The following is a 19,574-nucleotide window of genomic DNA, read 5'->3' as shown; positions in this document are numbered from 1 at the left end:
GGTCAGACCCCGTACGGGGTCTGACCCCTTGCGGGCAGGTCTAGACGATGGGGTCAGACCCCATACGGGGTCTGACCCCTTGACCCCTGGGGATCGACCCCTTGAGGTCCATCAGGCGTGTTTTCTTACCCACGCCGCATACTGGTTCATCCAGCCTTGCAAGAACTCCTTGCTGCGTTCGTTCAGGTTTCCGTCCGGCCCGTAGAGGGTGTCGTTCGAGTGGACGAACGCTTCGGGCTGACCCATGGTCGGCATGTCGAGATAGGCCAGTACATTGCGCAGATGCTGCTGCGCCAGGGCGGAGCCGATGGAACCGATCGAGGTGCCGATGACGCCCGCCGGCTTTCCAGCCCAGGCGCTTTGGCCATACGGGCGCGAGGCGTTGTCGATGGCGTTCTTCAATACACCGGGTATGGATCGGTTGTACTCGGCAGTGACGAAAATCACCCCTTGAGAAGCGCTGATTTCCGCCTTCAGGCGCTTGACGCTGGGTGCCTGGTTGTTGTCGTCGTCCTGGTTGTACAAGGGCAGATCGCCGATTTCCAGGTACTTGAAGGAAAACTCGGGCGGCGCGAGCTTGGTAAGCGCCTGGGCGAGCTTGCGGTTGAGGGAATCCTTTCTGAGGCTGCCGACGACCACGGCGATTTGATACTGGCTCATGTGGGTGCTCCTGCAAAGTGACGGACGATTGTGCAACTGCGCCGTTCAGTCTGCGTCAAGCAGACGATGAAATCAAGCTATTTCGACCTCAGCGCGAGCGCAGGGTAGTCAATGCCTGAGACCACATGCCCTCTCCGCATCGTGGGCATTTCAGTTGCTGGCGCTCGGCGATTTCTTCGATGTTGCCGCAGTTGGTGCATGCATGCAGCCCCGCGAACGGCGTGGTTTCGTATATGGGCCTGTGCTTGGGAGGAAGCACCGAGAGTCCGGGCCTCGTGTTGTCATCGTCATAGAAATAAAGGCTGATGTTGCCATCCACTTCGATGATCGCGAGCCGGATCTGGCCCAGATGTTCCACGCTTTGCTGCCGCAGCTCCATCAGGAACTCGTCCTCGGAAACATTGAGCCGGCTCATGCTGTCGATCTCGTACATGCCTTCGTGTATGAAGGTGACCGGCTCGCCCTCCATCCAATAGCTGAAGCGGACGCTGCGCGACATGAGGTAGGTGGTCAGCCTGTACAGGGCCAGCAAGGCTGCGAAAACGAAGAAGACGGGCAACAGGGGGACATCGTGATAGAACGTGACGTCGCCGGCTGCCGAGCCCAGGGTCAGGATGACGACGATCTCGAACAGCGACAGCTGCTTGATTCCACGGCGACCCGATATCTTCAGGAACAGGAAAACCAGGACGTAGGCGAACAGGGCGCGAAAGAGGACTTCGCCCAGGAAAGTCCAGGGAAATTGATCGAGCAGCATGCGCTGCCAATCGAAGGCGTTCATGTCGGCAGCAGTCGGATCTGAGTGGGTTCCAGGCCCACGGACACCGACGTCCCGGGCGCGTACAAATTGATGCCGGCAAAATGCGCCTGATCGGCAGTGAGGGTTTGCTGTCCGACCTGGACGGCATAGCGGGTGAATTCTCCCAGGAATTCACTATGCTGGATGACGCCGGGCAGCCAGATGAAGCGCTTGGTCTGGCGCTCGGGCTGGTCTTCGAGCTGAACGGTATGCGGGCGGAAACTCAGCGCGAGCTGGTCGTTGATGGCGGCCTCTGCATGCAGGGGCAGGGCGATTTCGCCGACGCCGGCCACGTCCATGGCCACCATTCTGTCACTTTGGCCTCTGACCTTTCCTTCCAGCACGTTCATGGTGCCGACGAAGTTGGCGACGAAACGGTTGCACGGAAAGTCATAGAGTTCCGACGGCTTGCCCACTTGCTGCACCACGCCCTGGTCCAGAACGGCCATGCGATCGGCGGTCGTCATGGCTTCTTCCTGATCGTGCGTGACGAAGATGGTCGTGATCCCCAGGCGTCTTTGCAGGGACAGCAGTTCCTGGCGCATTTGCACGCGCAGGTTCTTGTCCAGATTGGACAGGGGTTCGTCCAGCAGCAGCACCTGCGGCTCGATGACGATGGTGCGCGCGAGCGCGACCCGCTGCTGCTGGCCTCCGGACAGTTCGTTCGGCCTTCTTTTCGCATAGCCGGCAAGGCCGACCAGGGCCAGCACCGAGGCCACACGTTCTTTGATCTCGGCACTGGACAGGCGCCGTTCGACCAGGCCGAACGCGACGTTGTCCCAGACCGTCATGTGCGGCCAGAGCGCATAGCTTTGGAAGACCATGCCGATGTTGCGCTTGTAAGCGGGCACGGTGCTGACGTCCTGGCCATCGACCAGCAGGCGACCTGCGTTATGGCGGTTGAATCCGGCGATGAGCCGCAGCAGTGTGGATTTGCCCGAGCCGGAAGGGCCGAGCAAAGCAAAGAACTCGCCGGGTTCTATGCGCAGGTTGATGTCCTTGAGGACTTCCGTGCTTCCATAAGACAGCCGTATGTTCTTGCATTCGACGCTGACTTTCTTCATGGGATTTCCTTCAGGGCGCGCGCCGGACGCTGGCGGGCCGAGGCGCGTTCAACGATGAGATGCGAAGCGTAGGTGCCCACGGCGACCGCGACGACGGCAAGCACCCCCAGGGCGGCACCCGGCCCGCGGCCCGACGCGCTTTGCATGTACAGATAGATGCCGTAGCTCATGGGCGCATCGCTATCCCGCGTGACCAGCATGATGGTCGCCGAAAGTTCGACCGCCGCCGTGATGAAGCTGGTGACGAAGCCGGCCAGCATGCCGCCCGCCATGAGGGGAATGACGACGCGCCGTATGGTGCGATAGCGATTGGCACCCACGGAAGCGGCCGCCTCTTCGAGCGAAAGATTGATCTGCTGCAGCGCCGCCACGCAGGAACGCAGTGCATAGGGCAGGCGCCGGACGGAATAGGCAATCATGATGAGTATCCAGGTTCCGGTCAAAGCGGTTCCCGTGCCGGGAATCTCTATGCCCCGGAAGGTCCGCATGAAGCCGATGGCAAGTACGATGCCCGGCACGGCCAGCGCTGCCGACGCGATCCAGTCCAGCCATTGCCGTCCGGGCAGGCGGGTGCGCAGCATCAGGTAGGCGATGGCCGTACCGAGTATGACGTCGATGCCGGCCGCCAGGCCGCAGTACAGCAGCGTATTGCCTATCATGCCGGGGGAGTCCTGGAAAATCGTGGCGTAGTGTTCGAGCGTGTAGCCGTCGGGCAGCGGCGCATAGCTCCAGACCGTTGCCAACGACAGCAATAGCACGCCGATATGCGGCGAAAGAACCAGCAGAAGGACCAATAGTATCCAGGCGTAGGCCAGTATGGTCTGCAGCCCGGTGAGCTCGCGCTGCTGCAGCGAACCTCCGCCTTTCTGCAATGTCGAGTAATCCTTGCCTTTTAGGGCTTTGGCGGACAGCCATAGGGCAAGAATCGAAAAACCGATCATGATCACGCTGATGACGTAGCCCAGCGGGTCATCCAGGCCGACCTGCGTGATGCGCAGATAAGCCTGCGGCGCGAGCATGTTGGTCACGCCCAGCACCAGAGGCGTTCCCAGGTCGTCGAAGACTTTCACGAACACCAGCGATGCGCCGGCGACATAACCCGGCAGAGCGAGGGGAAAGATGACTCGTCGGAACAGCCGCCAGCCTTTGGCGCCGAGATTGACTGCGGCTTCCTCCATGGCGCCGTCGATATTGCGCAGCGCCACGGTGAGATTCAGCAGGATGAAGGGAAAGTAATGCAGGGACTCGACGAAAATGATGCCGTTGAGTCCGTCCATGATGGGCAGGGTGACGCCCAGCCACTCGTCGAGCAGCAGGTTCACGCTGCCTGAACGGCCGAAGATCAGTTGCAGCGCGACCGCGCCCACGAACGGCGGCATGATCAGCGGCAGGACGCCCAGCGTCTGGATGATGAGCGCGCCGCGGAACCGGAAGCGCACGGTCAGGTAGGCAAGCGGGATGGCGATGACGGATGCCCAGAACGTCGAGGCAAGGGCGACGTACAGGCTGTTGAAGAAAGAGTCCTTCAGGAGCGTCTGGTGAAAGAAGGCGCCGAAGTGCCCGAAGGTGAAACTGCCGTCGGCATTGACGAAGGCGCTGTAGAAGACGCTGCCGACGGGTACGACCAGAAACAGTACCAGGAAGGCCAGCACCAGCATCGCTGCGAGCGCCAGGCCTGAAGTGAAGCGAGGCTGACCATCTTGGCTGTTACGCATGCATTGGGATCCCGGTTATTTCGCGGCTTGCTGCGCCAACGAGACCGCCTTGCTGTAGTTTTCGCCGGCTTGCCGGTTCCAGTCGCCTTGCAGCTTGGACAGCTTCTGGCTGATTTCGGCGTCTTTCTTGTTGCCGGCGAACACGGCGACAAGTTCCGGGTCGGCAACCTGCTTGGCATCCAGGATGGGGCTCCAGGCCAGCTTCCTGGCTTCATCCAGCAGCTTGGCGGCTTCACCGGTCGGGTTCGCGCCCAGCTTCTTGGCTGCATCGTGGATGGCCTTGGTGGCCTGCTGCAGTTCTTTCAAGCGGAACGTGATGGTCTGGTCGAAAAGCGACTGTACGATGTAGTACCTGCTTTGCGACAGGTTGACGTCGAACTGCACTTTGCTGCGCTTGGCGATGGCGCCGGGATCGGGATAGCCTTCGGGGATATTGCTGAGATCGGAATACGGCAAGACGGGCAGCCGGGAGATCTGAGGCTGGAGCAGGATTTCCTGCCCCGGCTTGCTGAGGGCGAACTGGATGAACTTCTTGCCTTCCGCCGCGTTGGACGACCCCGCGATGAGGGCGATGTTGGCCGGCACGATGGAGGTTTCCTCGGGATAGACGAACTCGACGGGGAACTTCGAGTACTTGCTGGACAGGCCGAAGAAATCGATGACGGGGCCGGCGCCGAATTGGCCGTTGTTGACGCCATCGGGCACGCCGAAGGAACGTTCCGTGATGGCTGCACTATTGCCCGCCATGCGCAACATGGTGTTCCAGCCTTGTTCCCAGCCTTCGCCCTGAAGAATGGTTTCGACGGTCAGGTGCATGGTCCCAGAACGGGAAGGCGACGTGATGCCGACGTTGCCGAACCATTGCGGCTCGAGCAGGTCGGCCCAGGTGGTGGGCTCAGGCAGCTTCTTGGCCTTGAGGAGACGGGTGTTGTACATGATGCCGTAGCCCGCGAGCGCCTGGCCCATGAACATGCCGTTGGGATCGTTGATGGGGAAGCTGCCGATCTTGTCGGGCACGCTGGGATTGGCGACGTCGGTCGCGTTCTCGAGCAGCTTGTCATTGGCCAGCACCTCGAAGGCGTCCGGCGCACTTGCCCAGAAGACCTCGGGTCGTTTGCCGGCCGGCGTTTCCTTGACATAGGCGATGCCGGACACTGTATTCTTGTTCAGGATCTCGAGCTTGATGTCGGGATGGGCTTTCTCGAACGCGGTCTTGTACGCCTGGGTGAGTTCCTTGGGAAAGGAGGTGATGACGGTAACCGTCCCCGCAAGCGCGGGCGCAGCTGCCGCAAGCGTCAGCGCCGCCAGGAGCGGCGTCAGTTTTATGGTGCTCATGTTTGTCTCCGGTTGTTGCCTTGCGGCTGTAATAGACATGCAACGGTCGGCGTCAAGTCTAATGAAAAAAAGGCAAGCAGCCAATGTGCAACAACGGGCATGCAGAATAATCCGGGTTAATCCTAGGGAGCTCGTATTTTCCTGCTTGAATATTGCAATAGATCAAGTTTGATATTTTCGCTTACTATTAGTGACAACGCCTCGCGCAATTGCATAATCACAGAAATCAGGGCGGAAAGAACATGAACGTTTTTTCGATGATCAAGTCTTTTTCCGCCTTTCCTCTTGCGGAGCGCCTCCGTTTGCTACCCGTGCTGGCCCTGGCTGCGGCGCCCATATTATGGCTGTTGCTAAGTCCACAGCACCAATGGCCCGTCGTCAAGGAAATCTATCTTCCCATACACACACTGATGGAGATTTTTTCCGTAGTGGTCTCGGCCATGATCTTTGCGCTGGGCTGGCACAGTTTCGACCAGCGGGCACCGACGGCCGTCGTCGTCCTGTCCACCGGTTTTCTCATGGTCGGGCTGCTCGACATCGGCCACATGCTGTCCTTTCCGGGCATGCCGGCTTTCGTGACCCCCAGTTCGGTCGAGAAAGGGATCGAGTTCTGGCTCGTGGCAAGATTCATCAGCGCCGCCACCATCTTGATGGTGGCAATCATGCCGTGGCCATGGGTCTGCCGGGCCCCGGTGCGCTATACAGGCCTCCTGCTTTCCCTAGGATTCGTCGCACTGGTGTTCTGGACGATTCTCTTTCAGACTTTTCCCATTCCTGACACGTTTATAGAAGGGCAGGGGCTCACGGCGTTCAAGATCGCCATGGAGTACCTGTTTGTCGGCATGTATTTGCTGGCGGCAGCTCTGCTGCTGCCACGGGCATCCGGCGGGGATCTCAGGCGCGGCGGCCACCTGGCGAGCGCCGCGGTCATCTTGGCGCTTGGCGAGCTTTGCTTCACCATGTATTTCCAGGCCGAAGACATGGCCAATCTGCTGGGCCACGTCTACAAGGTGGTGGGCTGCCTGTACTTGTATCGCGCAATATTCATGTCGGGCGTGAACGAGCCTTATCAGCGCTTGCAGCGCTCGCAAGAAAGGCTCAGGCGCAGCGAAAGCAAGTTCAGGGGCTTGATGGAGTTCGCCCCCGATGCCATTTTTCTGGTCGACCGGGCCGGACGCATGCAGGTCGTCAATGCGCGCGCCGAATCGCTGTTCGGCCTGGTGCGCGAAAAGGCGCTCGGGTCATCCATCAATCGCTTCATTCCTTCATGGCCGCAGTGCCAATCCGGCAGCGATGTGCTGTGCTGGAATTCGCAGGGCCAGATCTTCCATGCTGAAATCAGCACGGGCATGCTGGAGGCCGACGACGACACACTGACGATGGCCATCGTGCGCGACCTGACCGAACGCCGAAAGCTTGAGAATGCGCTGGTGGACCAACTGAGCCACGACGCCTTGACGGGCTTGCCCAACCGTTCGCTGATCCTGTGCAAGCTGCGCGAGGCCTTGCTGCGCTCGCGCCTCAACCACCACATGGTGGCCGTGCTCTTTCTCGATCTGGATTTCTTCAAGAAAGTCAATGACATGTTCGGACATGCGCAAGGGGATCAGGTCCTGCACGAAACGGTCAGGCGCATCGAGGTGCAATTGACGGACAATGCCCTGCTGGCGCGCCCGGGCGCCGACGAGTTCATCGTCGTTCAAAGCGAGATCAAGAACAAGAGCGAGGTTTCCAGGCTGGCCGAAAACCTGCTCAAGGCCATGCGTGCGCCCTTCAGAATTCAAGGGCATGACGTTTTCCTGAGCGTCAGCATCGGCATTGCGATTTATCAGAACGATGAAACGACGGAAGAGGGCCTGCTGCAGCAGGCCCATCTGGCGCTGACCAACGTGAAAAGCGATTCTCGCAACAACTATCGCTACCATACGCCCGATATGGAGCAGGGCCTGAAGGAGAAGATGGCCATAGAAGGGTTCTTGCGCCGGGCCATCGAGAAGAACGAACTCCTGCTGCATTACCAGCCGCGCATCTGCATGCGCACCGGGGTGCTGAGGGGCGTCGAGGCCTTGGTGCGCTGGCAGCATCCCACATTGGGCATTGTGCCTCCCGCCCACTTCATTCCTGTCGCCGAAGAAAGCGGTTTGATCGATGCCATCGGTACGTGGGTATTGCAAGAGGCCTGCGCGCAGGCGCGACGCTGGCGAGAACAGGGGGTCGGGAAATTGCGTGTGGCGGTGAACCTGTCGCCGCGCCAGTTTCACTACTCGAAGCTGGTCGTGCAGGTGCAGGGTATTCTGGCGCAGTCGGAACTCGAGCCCGACTGCCTGGAAATCGAAATCACCGAAAGCGCGGTAATGAAGGACACCGAGTCCGCCATCAACACTCTCCATCTGCTGAAGGAGCTCGGCGTCGTTCTGTCGGTCGACGACTTCGGCACGGGCTATTCGTCGCTGAGCTATCTGAAGCTGTTTCCCATCGACATCCTCAAGATCGACCAATCCTTCGTCAGCGACATGATGGACAGCCCGAGCGATGCCGCCATCGCGCGCGCGATCATCGCGCTGGGCCAGAGCCTGCGGCTGACGGTTGTGGCCGAAGGGGTTGAAACGCGAGGCCAGGCCCAGTCATTGAAGGCCTTGGGTTGCGATGAAATGCAGGGCTACTACTTCAGTCGTCCTGTCACCGCCGCACAGATCGCCGATATCGCGCGACAACAAAGCGCCATTCAGGCCCGGGAGTGGGTGGATGCGATCAGCTAAGGCCGCCGACGCAAAAGAATCATGGTAAATTGCAAGACTAATAATCGGTTACGTTTTTGAACATACAAGAACGGCCGGCGGGGCAGCGGGGCGTGCTGATATCCGACGACAATGTCGCAATTCGTTCGTGAGCCCCCTGATGTCGACTGGAGGATACCTTGAATAAGACGTTTCCGGCGTTACTTGCGGCAGGCGGCGCGCTCGCGCTGCTGGCAGGGGGAACCGCCTTCGGGTGGCTGACGAAATCCGCTACGCAGCCTGCGGAACCCACCGTCATACTGGGCGATGGAATCACCACGCCCAAGGACATGGCTTGGGTGCCGCCGGGTACCTTCCTGATGGGCAGCGACAGCAAGCTTGCCCAGCCGAACGAGCGTCCGGCCCACTCCGTTCGCGTCCAGGGATTCTGGATGGACGTCACACACGTCACCAACGACCAGTTCGCGGAATTCGTACGGCAGACCGGCTACGTGTCCACCGCAGAAAAGAAACCCGATTGGGAAACCATCCGCGTGCAGCTCCCTCCCGGCATTCCGAAGCCGCCGGACGACGTGTTCGTGCCCGGCGCCATGGTATTCGTCGGCACCAGCGGGCCGGTCAACCTGGCCGACTATAGCCAGTGGTGGCGTTATGTCGCGGGCGCGGACTGGCGGCACCCGCAAGGGCCCGGCAGCTCCATAGAAGGCAAGGGCGACCATCCGGTTGTCCAAGTCAGTTATGAAGACGTCCTGGCCTACGCAAAATGGGCGGGCAAGCGCCTGCCGACAGAAGCCGAATGGGAATACGCGGCGCGCGGAGGCCTGGAGCAGGCCACCTATGCATGGGGCGACGAGTTGATGCCGGAAGGCCAGGTGCAAGCCAATTACTGGGACACCCGCCAGCGCACCTTCCCCGTGGTGAGCCCCCAGGCGGGCGGCGCCGTCGGTACCATGCCCGCAGGCACCTTCCCGCCAAACGGCTATGGTTTGTACGACATGACCGGCAACGCCTGGCAATGGGTGACCGACTGGTATCGGTCCGATTACTTCGCGCTCCAGGCTCGCGGCGGCAAGGGACCCATCGACAGCCCGAAAGGGCCCGCGGAGTCATTTGATCCGTCCGAGCCCGGCGTGCCGGCAAACGCGCCCAAACGCGTCATTCGCGGCGGTTCATTTCTGTGCAATGAAAGCTATTGCCTGTCGTACCGGCCCAGCGCGCGGCGCGGCTCCGATCCTTACAGCCCCATGTCCCACGTGGGTTTCCGGCTGGTGAAAGACGCGGCGGCGCCTAAAGGATGAGGGGTCAGACCCCGTACGGGGTCTGACCCCAGAGCTGCGGAGGTGCAGGGGTCTGACCCCCTGCGGGGTCTGACCCCTTGACCCTCAGGCGGCTCGGCACTCCTTGCCCATGTTCTGCTGAATGATCGCCAGGTCGCTTTCATCCGTCACGCCGTCGTGATTGAAATCGTACCAGCTGGAATTGCCCCCATTGGCAGTGCTGAAGCGCTTCCAGTTCTCGATGTCGCGGTTGTCGACCACCAAGTCCAGGTTGCCGTCGCCCGGACACCGGACGTGGCTGTTCATGAGCGTCTGCAGTTCGGACTTCAAGGACGCGTAATGCTGCTGCTGTTCGGGCGTCATGGCGGGCCGGGTCAACAGATTGTGCAGCGCGTTGTCCAGCTTGGGCAGCGGCGCCGCCTGGTCGACCTCGTAGAACTCGTCGACGGATTCGATTTGCCCGCTGGAGCAGTTCAGGCGCTCGATCCGTACCAGCTTGAAGAACTCGTCGCGTATGGCTTTTTGCGAATCAGGCAGGATGTCGACCGCGCTATCGCCCTGGGACACCAGGTAATCGTTGACGGCGCAGCATGAGGGCAGGCCCGCTTGGCCGGCCGCGCCGCCCGCCCCGTACCAGATGCCGCCTTGATCTTCGCATACGCCCTGCTGCGGAAAGACTTGCACGCAGACGTTGGAGGATGGGAGGACGCAGGGCGGGGCCGGTGGAACCTTCGTGGACGCTATGTTGGTCCCCATTTCGGTGTAGTTGGTGCTGCGTATGCTGGCGTGGCCGGGCTCGGTCAGGTAGGGCAGTATCGGCTTGGCGTCCAGCGTGTGGGAGGCCGGCACGGCTTGGCGCACGTCCAGGCCTGCAAGCTCGCCGAACAGGCTGAACATGTCGGCGGAGTTGACCATGTGCGGAACCTCGCGGCCCGCCTGCTTCACCATGGGTCCGGCGACGATCAAGGGAACCCATACGCCCGTCTGGTAAGGGAAGCCCTTGGCGCGCGTAGGGTTGAACGGCGCCTTGACGCTAGGCGCATAAGTGCCGTTGTCGGCCATGATGACCACGGCCGTATTCGTCTTTTCGGGCTGATAGTCCAGGCTGCCGTCTTCCTTGAATCGGGCGAGCCCGATCTCGACCAGCAGGCGTCCGATTTCCTTGTCCATGGCTTCCGTCATCTGGTTCGTGAGCACGCGCTGTTCGTCGAGACCCGTGCAGGTATAGCCGGACGTGGCAATGGAGCCGGATGGAAGCAGTGACTCCGGCGGCTGCTGCAGGGGCGTGTGGATCGCGGAATAGCCGACGCTGAGCATCCATGGCTGGTTCGGCGCCTGCTCCCGGACCCAATTGACGGCCCGGTCGGTTTCCATCACCGTGCGGTACCCGCGGCTGCGCGGATCGGACGGGGGAATGACTTCGACGCTGCCATCGGGCCGGTTGATGATCCATTCGCCGGTGTAATAACCGTTCTGCACGCTGAAATCGATGTACGAGGGGCGGGCCGCGCGGCAGGATTGCCCCGGGTCGAAGATGCCGCCGCGCTCCAGGCAGGTACGCCCCGGTGTGGATGTCGTGGACGTCGACAGGGCGGTGCAGCCACCGTCTGACTGATAGCAGGCGCCGCTGTCGGCGCCGTGGGCCGGGTCGTCTTTCGTGCTGGGTATGAAGCCGCAGCCGTATACGCCGCCGCCTTCGCTCAGGCGGCTGATGCCGCCCGCAGTCGTATCGATGGGGTACGGGCCGCCATCGAGATAGCCTTCGAAATAATCCCATCCCAGTTCGTGCATGACTCCGTTGCCCAACGGATTATTGGCTGGATTGAGGTCGGAGCCCGACAGGTGCATCTTGCCCACGAGACCATTGACATAGCCCTTTTCCTTCAGGAGCTTGGGCGTCGTCATTTCGAAGGGAGACACCTGGGAATTGGCCAGGTCGAGCGCAACGACCGCGTTCTTGACGTCGGTGCGGAAGGGGTATCGGCCCTGGAAGAACGTGGCGCGGCTGGGTGTGCACGTGGGCATGGACCAGGCATTGCGGAATCGCACGCCGGCGTGGGCGATTGCGTTTATGTTGGGCGTTTGCGGCGCCGTCGCGCCTCCATAACCATAGAGAGCCAATTGGTCTACCCCGAAATCGTCCAGCACCACAAACAGGATATTGGGCGGCTGGGAAGGGGTGTCGCTGGAGGCGACATGGCTGCTGTTGTCGCACGAGGCAAGAGTCAGCGCGGCAAGCGTAGCGGCAAGGGTGGCCGGAAGCGTATTCAAATTCGTCTCCCTGGCGGCTCAGGCTGCGCGACGCCGGCCGCCTGCCGTCGATGTTGAAATGTGAGTTTCAGAAACAATCGTAACAGCAAATAGTGTGGGGGCGCCAGAATTTTATTGTGTGGCTAGGGGTCAGACCCAATGGGTCTGACCCCAAAAATCAATGGGTCTGACCCCAATCCAGCTCAACGTATCATCTGATTGATCTCGATGATGGGCAGCATGATGGCCAGTACGATGAACAGCACGATGCCTCCCATGATCAGGGTCATCATGGGCTCGAGCAGCGCCGTCATGGTTAGCGCGCGGCGTTCCAGTTCGTTTGACAGCGTACGCGCCGCGCGTTCGAGCATGGCCGGCAGCTCCCCCGTGCGTTCGCCGCTGCCGATCAAATGGATCAACAAGGGCGGGAACACCTTCTGCGCCTGCAGGGCGGGCGCAAGAGAACTGCCTTCGCGGACGCGGCGCGTGGCCTCATCCACCGCCAGGCGAAGCCGGTCGTTGCCCAGCGTGCGGCGAGCGGCGTCCAGTGCCAGCAGCAAAGGGACGCCGCTGCTGGTAAGGATAGCGAGCGTGGAGGCATAGCGGGCGGTATTCACGCCGAGCACGAAGCGGCCCAGCAAAGGAAGCCTCAGTACTCGCGCATGCCAGGCCAGCCGGGCGGCGGGGTGGCGCAGATACCAGCGCCAGCCGGCAAAGAGCAGCAGTAGCGACAGGGCGGCCAGGGCGCCCCAGTCGCGCACGAAGGCGCTGAGGGACAGCATGGTGCGCGTCAGCAGGGGAAGCGCCTGCTGGGTCTGGCTGAAAGCGCCGACCACTTGCGGCACCACATAGGTGAGCAGGAAGACCACGATGGCGATCGCCACCAGTGTGACGATCGCGGGATAGATGAAGGCCGTCAGCACCTTGTTGCGCAAGGCGCCGCGCGACTCGATGTAATCGGCCAGCTTTTCCATCACTTGCGAGAGCTCGCCCGATTGTTCGCCCGCTTCGATCAATGCCCGGTAAATGGGCGGAAAATCGCGCGGCCGCGCCGCCATGGCATCGCACAGCCTGTGTCCGCCACGGACATCGGCGCGCACCGCCGCCAGCGCATGGGCCACGTGCCGGCGCTCGGCTTGTTCGATGGTGGCGCTCAGTGCGGCCTCCAGGGGCAGGCGCGCCGCAAGCAGGCTCGCCAGCTGTCGTGTCAGCCAGCCCAGGTCTGAATCGCCGAGGCGCGGCCCCGAAAGCATTCCGCCCGCCGCTGCTCCCCCCGTAGGACGCAGCGACAAGGGCAGCAACCCGCGGGAGCGCAGGATCTGGCGCGCGTTCCGCTCGGTGTCCGCATCGACCAGTCCTCGTTCGATCTTGCCGGTGTCATCGGCGGCTTCGTACTGGTAGCTTGGCATGCCGCCTCCTTTCTTCCCGTTGGCCGTCGCTAGGCTTCGCGCGTGACGCGAGCCAGCTCCTCATTGGTCGTGATGCCTTGCGCGATCCAGCGCATGCCGTCCTGGCGCAGGCTGCGCATATTGCCTCGCCGGGCGGCTTCACGCAAGGCCTGCTCGTTGGCGCCCGCATGGATCAAGCCGCGCGCTTCGTCGTCCAACGTGAATAGTTCGTGGATGCCGGTTCGTCCGCTGTAGCCGGTATGGCCGCACTCCGCGCATCCGCCCGGCTGCCATTCGGCCGTCCCGTCAGCATGGCGCGTCTTGCAATGCGGGCACAGCTTCCTGATCAGGCGCTGTGCCAACACGCCTTGCAAGGTGGAGGCGAGCAGGAACGGTTCCATGCCCATGTCGACCAGGCGGGTGACTGCCGAGACGGCGTCATTGGTATGCAGGGTTGCCAGCACGAGATGGCCGGTCAGCGAAGCCTGGACTGCGATCTGCGCGGTTTCGAGGTCGCGGATCTCGCCGATCATGATCACGTCCGGATCCTGTCGCAGGATGGCGCGCAGCGCGGCGGCGAAGGTCAGGTCGATGCGGGCGTTCACCTGCGTCTGGCCAATGCCGGGAAGATCATATTCGATGGGATCCTCCACGGTCAGGATATTGGTGGTCGAAGCATCCAGCCGGCCGAGCGCCGCATACAGCGTGGTGCTCTTGCCGCTGCCGGTCGGGCCTGTGACGAGTACGATGCCGTGCGGCCGGTGGATCAGGCCATCAAGGCTTTTCAGGACGTCGGGCGCCATGCCCAGCCGCTCGAGCTCCAGGCGTCCCGCCTCTTTTTCCAGCAAGCGGAGCACGGCGCGCTCGCCGTGACCGGTGGGCAAGGTGGACACCCGCACGTCGATCGGACGGCCGCCGACGCGCAGCGCAATCCGTCCGTCCTGCGGAAGGCGCTTCTCGGCGATGTCCATGCTGGCCATGATCTTGATGCGTGAAACCAGCGCATTGTGCAGGGCGCGGCGCGGGCTGACGATATCGCGCAAAGTGCCGTCCACCCTGTAGCGCACCACGGAGTGCGTCTCAAACGCTTCCAGGTGGATGTCGCTGGCGCCATCACGCGCGGCCTGGGTAAACAGCGCGTTGATCATCCGGATGACCGGCGCATCATCGTGGGCTTCGAGCAGGTCCTCGATCTCCGGGATGTCCTGCATCAGCCTGTCCAGATCGATTTCGTTCGCCGCGGCATCCACGACCGCCGCGGCGTCTCCGGTTTGCGCGTAGGCGGCGGCCAGCAGCGTGTCGAGTTCCGAGTCGGACACTTGGCGCTGCGGCAGCTCGCCATGGCGTCGCCGTATCTCATCCAGCGCCCAGGAGGGGGTGCGCGGCGAGGTGGTCAGCAGCTCGCCCGAAACGCCGGACTGGATCAGGGCCCGATGGGCCCGTGCCCAGGCATAGGGTAACCGTATGCTCATAGTTGTTCGAAGGGGTCGGGGCGTGCCGGCTTTGCGGGCGCCGTCCCCGAACGCGAAGGCGCCGATGATGGCGCGGACTGCGTACTTGCCTCTTCGGACTCGCGCAGATCCAGCAAGCCCGAAGAGGGATTGCGCTCGAAGGCCGGCAGCGGGGGCATGCCCGATTCCGGTGAGAACCAGGTGGATCGGACCGGCAGTTGGGATTGCGCCGCCCGCATATAGTTGTAGCGATCCAGCGTGACGCTTGCGCCGTCCCGCGCGTTGCGCACGATATGGGGCCGCAGGAAAACCATCAGGTTGGTCTTGCCGTGGCTGCGCTTGTCGTAGCGGAAGAGATTGCCCACCACCGGAATGTCCCCCAGCAGAGGCACCGAGCGCGTGCTGTCGGAAACGGTGTCCTCGAGCAGGCCGCCCAGTACGATGATCTGGCCGTCATCCACCAGCACGTTGGTTTCCAGTGCGCGCTTGCGCGTGACGATTCCCCCTTCCCGCGAGGAGCGGGCGTCGTCGATGGAGCTGACTTCTTGATAAAGCGCGAGCTTCACCGTGCCGCCTTCCGAAATCTGCGGGCGTATGCGCAGGGTGAGGCCGACGTCTTCCCGGGTAATGGTCTGGAAGGGGTTGCTGGCGCCATCGCCTGAAGTCGTGTATTGCCCTGTCACGAAAGGCACCGTCCGTCCGACGATGATGCTGGCTTCTTCGTTGTCCAGCGTCATCAGGTTGGGTGTGGACAGCACGTTGGCGCCGCCCGTCGTCTGCATGGCCCGGGCCAGGACGCCCAGGTTGATCACCTGGTTGCCCAGGATGTTGACCGTTCCTTTGACCACGCCCAGGCTCAGGCCCTGTCCCAGCGCGTCGATGGTGGTTCTGCCCGCCGTATTGATGCCGGTGCCCCCAAGATTGGCGCCGCCGATGAACGAGGAACTGCCGCTTGCGATGTCGTCGCCGCCCAGCATCCATTGGATGCCGAACTCCGCCGCGTTCTCGCTGCTGACTTCGACGATAAGACTTTCGACCAGCACCTGCGCGCGGCGTTGGTCCAGTTGATCGATGACTTCGCGCAGGCTGCGATACAAGGGGTCTGGTGCGGAAATGATGAGGGTGTTGGTAGCCGGGTCCGCTTGTATCGTCGCGCCGCCGGCCGAAAAAGCCACGGTTTGCATCGAGTTCCGGTCCGAACCGCCCAAGGTTCCGGATCCGCCGCCCATGGCGGGCCTGCGGGCGGCGCCGCCAGACGACGAGGATGTCGAGGCGGCGATTGCCCCCGGCGTGCCCGCCCCGAGGCCGCCTCCCAGGCCGCCCGCCATGGTGCCGGCGGCACTGAGTGATTCAAGCCCCAATGACTGGCTGCCGCCGTCGGACGTCTGCCCGCTGCCACCCTGGGCACCGCCCAGGGCGCCGCGCAGCACTTCGGCGAGCTTGATTGCCTGGGCATTGCGCAAATACACCACGTGCAGATTGCCGGCCCGGCTTTCGGGACTGTCGATGCGCTCGACCAGATCGCGGGCCAACTGAAGCTTGTCCGGGCTGCTGGCCCGAAGCAGGACCGAATTGCTGCGGGGGTCGGCCACTACGACTGTATGCTGGGCGGGGTCGCCGCCGGTCCTGCCGTCCAGAAGTTGCGCAGCCAGCGCCGCCACGTCGAGCGCCACCCCGTAGCGTATGGGAACGACGTCGGTGCTGATCGAGTCGGGGGTGTCGATGCCGGCGATGACTTCGGCGATGCGGTCGAGGTTGTCCGCATAGTCGGTGATGACCAGTGTATTGTTGCCTGTGTAGGCATTGATGGTGTTGTTGGGCGCGATCATCGGCCTTAGTATCGGCACCAGGTTGGTGGCGCTTTCATATCGCAATTGAAAGACGCGGGTGATGAGTTCGCCACCATGTGCGCCGGCCGGTGCGGTGCTGCTTCTGACCGGCGTGCCTTGCAGCTTGGCATCCGCCTCCGGCACGACGCGGCTGACGCCATCGACGTCGACGACCGCATACCCTTGCATGCGCAGAGCGCTGAGCAGCATGGAATAGGCGGTATCCGGATCCACCGGCGCTTCGGACACCAGCGTCAACTGGCCCTTGACCCTCGGATCCACCACGAAGTTGCGGCCCGTGAAGCGCGCCAGGGCGCGCACAACGCCTTGCAAGTCGGCCTCCACGAAGTTCAGCATGGTGGCGCCGCCCGCGGGCTGGCGAGTCTCGCTTCGCTCGGGCGGGGTGCTAGTCTGGCCGGTGGTGAGGCGGCGGGTGGGGCGCGCCCGCGACGTGGTTTCCCGAACCGGGGATGTCTCTGTCCCGGGCGGGCCTTCCAGCCGCCATCCTTGCCCGGTGGACGTGTGGACCACCAATTGGGAAGCGCCCTCGGCCTCGCCGCCCGGTTTGGGCGGCGTGGCGCATCCTGCCAGGACCAGACACAGAGTCAATGTCGACAGGGCCGGATGGAATCGGCGGCGGTGGGTCACTGTGGTGCAAGAGTTGTTCATGACGGTATCGTTGAGCCTGTGGTTCTTGCTGCGTCAGCGGAAACGCAACAGTGTCTGATTGTTCCGGCGCGGGCCCAGGGCGGCGAGCAAGTCGCGCAACGCGGCGTGGATCTCGGATCCGGCTGCGGGGTCGGCCTGGGCCGTCCCTTCGAAGCTGAAGCGGTTGCCACCCTCGAGCGCGCCGGCGCCGGTCAGCATCAGCGGACCGTTCCGGGTGCCGAGGACCACGTCGATCCGGTTCTCCGCAGCCTGCTTCAGGGCAAGGTCATAGTCGCCCAGCGGCCGTATCGGCGTGAGCGCCGAGACGGCATTGCGCCATTGGGCATCGAGCAGCACCGTCCCGGGAGGACGCTTGGCGGCGCCTACAAAGGTGGCGGGCCATTTGATCGAAAGGTCTCCGCCGGGATCGACGGCCGCTACGCGGGCGTCCAGCGTCCCGAGTGCGGACGCCGGCAGCCGCAGGGTCTGGGCCGAAATGCCGATGCCTCGCCATCCTGCGCTCACGATGAGAGGTCCGCCTAGCCAGGGGTGGGCGAGATGCAGCTTCGGTCCGCCCACCAGCGACAATCGCCAGTCGAGCGGATCGGGCAGGCTGCGTCGGCGGCTGGGCGGGCCGATCGCTATGGTGGCGCTGCCGGACCATATCGTTCCGTTCGCGTCGACGACGGCCAGAGGCCAGGACGCGGGCACGGCAGCCATGATCCACCTGGCGGGAAGCACGGCCAGCGCTGCTCCGCAGGCAATCAGCGCGAGCAGCACGATGAGGGATAGCCGATGCTTCTTCATGGCGTGCCCTCCGGCTGGCCGATGAGCACGCGCCCCGAAACATGACCGGGGCGGTCGCGGCCTTCGATACTGGCGCGGCGCAGATCCAGGCTTTGAATGCGAAGCCTGAGCAGATAGGGCAGGCCCGACAGCCATTCCATGCTGCGCTGCGCATCGGCATTGTCCAGAATCACCTCCCATTGCCGTGCCGAGTCCTCCGAGGAGCTGACTTCGCTCAAGGCCGAAGTCGATTCAAGACCGGCGCGCCGCAGACTGGCATCCAGCGCCTCGGTAAGCGTGCCCGCCTCGAGTTGGCCGGATCGCCGATGCGTCAGCGCCTGGGTCTCGAGGATCAGCGCGTCGACCTGCGCCGCGTCGGCGTGCAGGCGCGGCAAGCGTTCCCGGGCTTGCTCGATGTCGCGCAGCGCCGGCTTCAGGCCTATCGTCCATATCAGCGCGATACCGACCGCCAAAGCGCCCGCGCTTAACAGAAAGCGCTCCCTGGACGTGCGCTCCGCCCACCAGGCATGAGCCTGCTTCCGCAGCCTGGCAAGCTGTTGTCGCCAGAGCGCGCTCTGGGAAGGATTGCGGGAGGCGATGGGCGGGATCATGAGCGCGCCTCGCGGTTTGCCTGGACGCCCGCGCGCCGGATATGCCAGGTATGGGCGGCGTCCTGGTCTTTTTCCAGCATCAGGGACTGTACGGCGGCCGCCTGGTGCAAGGCGGCCTCGTTGGTGGGCGGTACATAACCTTCAGCGAGCACCAGGGTCAGCTTGTCGTTTTCGTAACGCAGGGATGCGACATGGCCCTCGGCAAAGCCCAGCACTTTGGCGGCGCCGATCGCCAAGGGCATGAAGTCGTCGTCGGCGGCGGTTCCTCCGGCCAGGCGCAGCATGTCACGCTGGCCGCGTGCCTGGCGAACCGGATCGATGATCACCGGAAGAGTGGGGAAGGCCGTGCGCACCGCCTCTTCCATGGAAGCTTCCAGCGCCCGCGCTTCGCCGCGCAACTGCGCGGCATGGATGTTCACGCCCAGCAGCCACAGCATGACGGCGGCTCCCCCCCACCAGGCCGCCTTGCGCCAGCGATTCGTTTTCGAGGCGGGGCGCCATTCGGGGCGGGCGAGCGACCAGCGCGGCAGCTGCGCCTGCCAGCGCTCGTCGACAGGAAGCGAGAGCGGCTGCTCGGGGCGAGGGTCGCCTTGCGGGAGGGCGAGCGGCAAAGGCACGATCGCAGACAGCTTGAGGCCGGCCTCGGCAAGCACTTGCCAGGCATCTTGCAACGCTTTCCGGTCGATCCAGGCAACCGTGATCTTGCCATCGCCGGAGCGCGGCCCATGCGTCACGCACAGGTCGTTGATGTCGCTCAATGCCATGGGCTCGATACGTGCCCGCACGGCATCATCCAGCCGCTTGGCGGGCAAGGGCGGTAGGTCGATGTCGACGACGATGGCGTCTCCGTGGTGCAGGATCGCCTGAACGTCATCCAGCGGTACGGCGCCGGCGAGTTCGCCCAGAGGCAGCGCGCCGCTGCGCAGCAGGCGCCCACTACGATCGAACAGCGCAAAAGCCATTTCGGATTGCAAAGTGATGCGGGCGAGGGGCGGCAGGGCCAGGCGCAATCGACTCTTCATT

Annotated in this window: 14 protein-coding genes; 2 read left to right on the top strand and 12 right to left on the bottom strand. The window is 63.1% G+C overall.

Going from position 1 to position 19,574, the window contains the following annotated elements; all coding sequences use genetic code 11:
- Positions 1–111 precede the first annotated feature (111 nt).
- The 5 genes from ACSBPU_RS11095 to ACSBPU_RS11075 form a co-directional block, all read right to left on the bottom strand.
- Positions 112–660 carry an NADPH-dependent FMN reductase gene (locus ACSBPU_RS11095; protein WP_442598133.1) on the bottom strand — a complete coding sequence of 183 codons (549 nt, stop codon included), beginning with the start codon at positions 658–660 and terminating at the stop codon, positions 112–114.
- Positions 661–748: 88 nt separating this feature from the next.
- Positions 749–1,441, bottom strand: coding sequence for a YetF domain-containing protein (locus ACSBPU_RS11090; protein WP_442598131.1), 693 nt, complete (start codon positions 1,439–1,441; stop codon positions 749–751).
- Positions 1,438–2,523: an ABC transporter ATP-binding protein gene (locus tag ACSBPU_RS11085; RefSeq protein WP_442598129.1), complete on the bottom strand. Its 1,086-nt coding sequence runs from the start codon at positions 2,521–2,523 to the stop codon at positions 1,438–1,440. Before ACSBPU_RS11085 ends, ACSBPU_RS11090 begins: the two co-directional genes overlap by 4 nt.
- Entirely contained in the window at positions 2,520–4,238 is a 1,719-nt protein-coding gene (locus tag ACSBPU_RS11080; protein ID WP_442598127.1) for an ABC transporter permease, read from the bottom strand. The genes ACSBPU_RS11085 and ACSBPU_RS11080 overlap by 4 nt, the downstream gene beginning before the upstream one ends.
- Before the next feature lie 15 nt (positions 4,239–4,253).
- On the bottom strand, positions 4,254–5,573 hold the full coding sequence (locus ACSBPU_RS11075; RefSeq protein WP_442598125.1) for an ABC transporter substrate-binding protein: 1,320 nt from the start codon (positions 5,571–5,573) through the stop codon (positions 4,254–4,256).
- A gap of 242 nt (positions 5,574–5,815) precedes the next feature.
- Between ACSBPU_RS11075 and ACSBPU_RS11070 the strand changes: the two genes are divergently transcribed.
- Positions 5,816–8,332, top strand: coding sequence for an EAL domain-containing protein (locus ACSBPU_RS11070; RefSeq protein ID WP_442598123.1), 2,517 nt, complete (start codon positions 5,816–5,818; stop codon positions 8,330–8,332).
- 158 nt (positions 8,333–8,490) lie between these two features.
- Positions 8,491–9,609: a formylglycine-generating enzyme family protein gene (locus ACSBPU_RS11065; protein WP_442598121.1), complete on the top strand. Its 1,119-nt coding sequence runs from the start codon at positions 8,491–8,493 to the stop codon at positions 9,607–9,609.
- Between the two features lie 84 nt (positions 9,610–9,693).
- Here the strand turns inward: ACSBPU_RS11065 and ACSBPU_RS11060 are convergent, their stop codons facing one another.
- From ACSBPU_RS11060 to gspL, 7 genes are all read right to left on the bottom strand, one after another.
- On the bottom strand, positions 9,694–11,859 hold the full coding sequence (locus ACSBPU_RS11060) for a sulfatase-like hydrolase/transferase (protein ID WP_442598119.1): 2,166 nt from the start codon (positions 11,857–11,859) through the stop codon (positions 9,694–9,696).
- A gap of 182 nt (positions 11,860–12,041) precedes the next feature.
- On the bottom strand, positions 12,042–13,247 hold the full coding sequence (gspF, locus tag ACSBPU_RS11055; RefSeq protein ID WP_442598117.1) for a type II secretion system inner membrane protein GspF: 1,206 nt from the start codon (positions 13,245–13,247) through the stop codon (positions 12,042–12,044).
- A 29-nt stretch (positions 13,248–13,276) separates the two neighbouring features.
- The gene (gene gspE, locus ACSBPU_RS11050) at positions 13,277–14,698 is read right to left on the bottom strand and encodes a type II secretion system ATPase GspE (RefSeq protein ID WP_442598115.1); all 1,422 of its coding nucleotides are present in this window, start codon (positions 14,696–14,698) and stop codon (positions 13,277–13,279) included.
- Positions 14,695–17,175, bottom strand: a complete 2,481-nt coding sequence (gene gspD / locus ACSBPU_RS11045; RefSeq protein WP_442598112.1) for a type II secretion system secretin GspD — start codon at positions 17,173–17,175, stop codon at positions 14,695–14,697. Before gspD ends, gspE begins: the two co-directional genes overlap by 4 nt.
- A gap of 33 nt (positions 17,176–17,208) precedes the next feature.
- Positions 17,209–17,961, bottom strand: a complete 753-nt coding sequence (gene gspN, locus ACSBPU_RS11040) for a type II secretion system protein N (protein WP_442598110.1) — start codon at positions 17,959–17,961, stop codon at positions 17,209–17,211.
- Positions 17,958–18,551 (bottom strand): type II secretion system protein GspM, encoded by a 594-nt coding sequence (gene gspM, locus ACSBPU_RS11035; protein ID WP_442598108.1) that lies wholly within the window; start codon positions 18,549–18,551, stop codon positions 17,958–17,960. Before gspM ends, gspN begins: the two co-directional genes overlap by 4 nt.
- On the bottom strand, positions 18,548–19,573 hold the full coding sequence (gene gspL, locus ACSBPU_RS11030) for a type II secretion system protein GspL (RefSeq protein ID WP_442598106.1): 1,026 nt from the start codon (positions 19,571–19,573) through the stop codon (positions 18,548–18,550). Before gspL ends, gspM begins: the two co-directional genes overlap by 4 nt.
- Position 19,574 lies beyond the last annotated feature (1 nt).

The organism is Parapusillimonas sp. JC17 (assembly GCF_052180245.1).
Lineage (GTDB): Bacteria > Pseudomonadota > Gammaproteobacteria > Burkholderiales > Burkholderiaceae_B > Parapusillimonas.
The sequence above is the reverse complement of the archived record's forward strand: the minus strand, read 5'-3'. Positions and strand labels throughout refer to the sequence as shown.

Excerpts from the sequence above, each read along its gene's own strand:
- gspF (WP_442598117.1), bottom strand. The coding sequence starts at position 13,247 with ATGCCAAGCTACCAGTACGAAGCCGCCGATGACACCGGCAAGATCGAA.
- ACSBPU_RS11075 (WP_442598125.1), bottom strand. The coding sequence starts at position 5,573 with ATGAGCACCATAAAACTGACGCCGCTCCTGGCGGCGCTGACGCTTGCG.
- ACSBPU_RS11085 (WP_442598129.1), bottom strand. The coding sequence starts at position 2,523 with ATGAAGAAAGTCAGCGTCGAATGCAAGAACATACGGCTGTCTTATGGA.
- gspE (WP_442598115.1), bottom strand. The coding sequence starts at position 14,698 with ATGAGCATACGGTTACCCTATGCCTGGGCACGGGCCCATCGGGCCCTG.
- gspL (WP_442598106.1), bottom strand. The coding sequence starts at position 19,573 with ATGAAGAGTCGATTGCGCCTGGCCCTGCCGCCCCTCGCCCGCATCACT.
- gspD (WP_442598112.1), bottom strand. The coding sequence starts at position 17,175 with ATGAACAACTCTTGCACCACAGTGACCCACCGCCGCCGATTCCATCCG.
- ACSBPU_RS11080 (WP_442598127.1), bottom strand. The coding sequence starts at position 4,238 with ATGCGTAACAGCCAAGATGGTCAGCCTCGCTTCACTTCAGGCCTGGCG.
- ACSBPU_RS11070 (WP_442598123.1), top strand. The coding sequence starts at position 5,816 with ATGAACGTTTTTTCGATGATCAAGTCTTTTTCCGCCTTTCCTCTTGCG.
- gspN (WP_442598110.1), bottom strand. The coding sequence starts at position 17,961 with ATGAAGAAGCATCGGCTATCCCTCATCGTGCTGCTCGCGCTGATTGCC.
- gspM (WP_442598108.1), bottom strand. The coding sequence starts at position 18,551 with ATGATCCCGCCCATCGCCTCCCGCAATCCTTCCCAGAGCGCGCTCTGG.
- ACSBPU_RS11090 (WP_442598131.1), bottom strand. The coding sequence starts at position 1,441 with ATGAACGCCTTCGATTGGCAGCGCATGCTGCTCGATCAATTTCCCTGG.
- ACSBPU_RS11095 (WP_442598133.1), bottom strand. The coding sequence starts at position 660 with ATGAGCCAGTATCAAATCGCCGTGGTCGTCGGCAGCCTCAGAAAGGAT.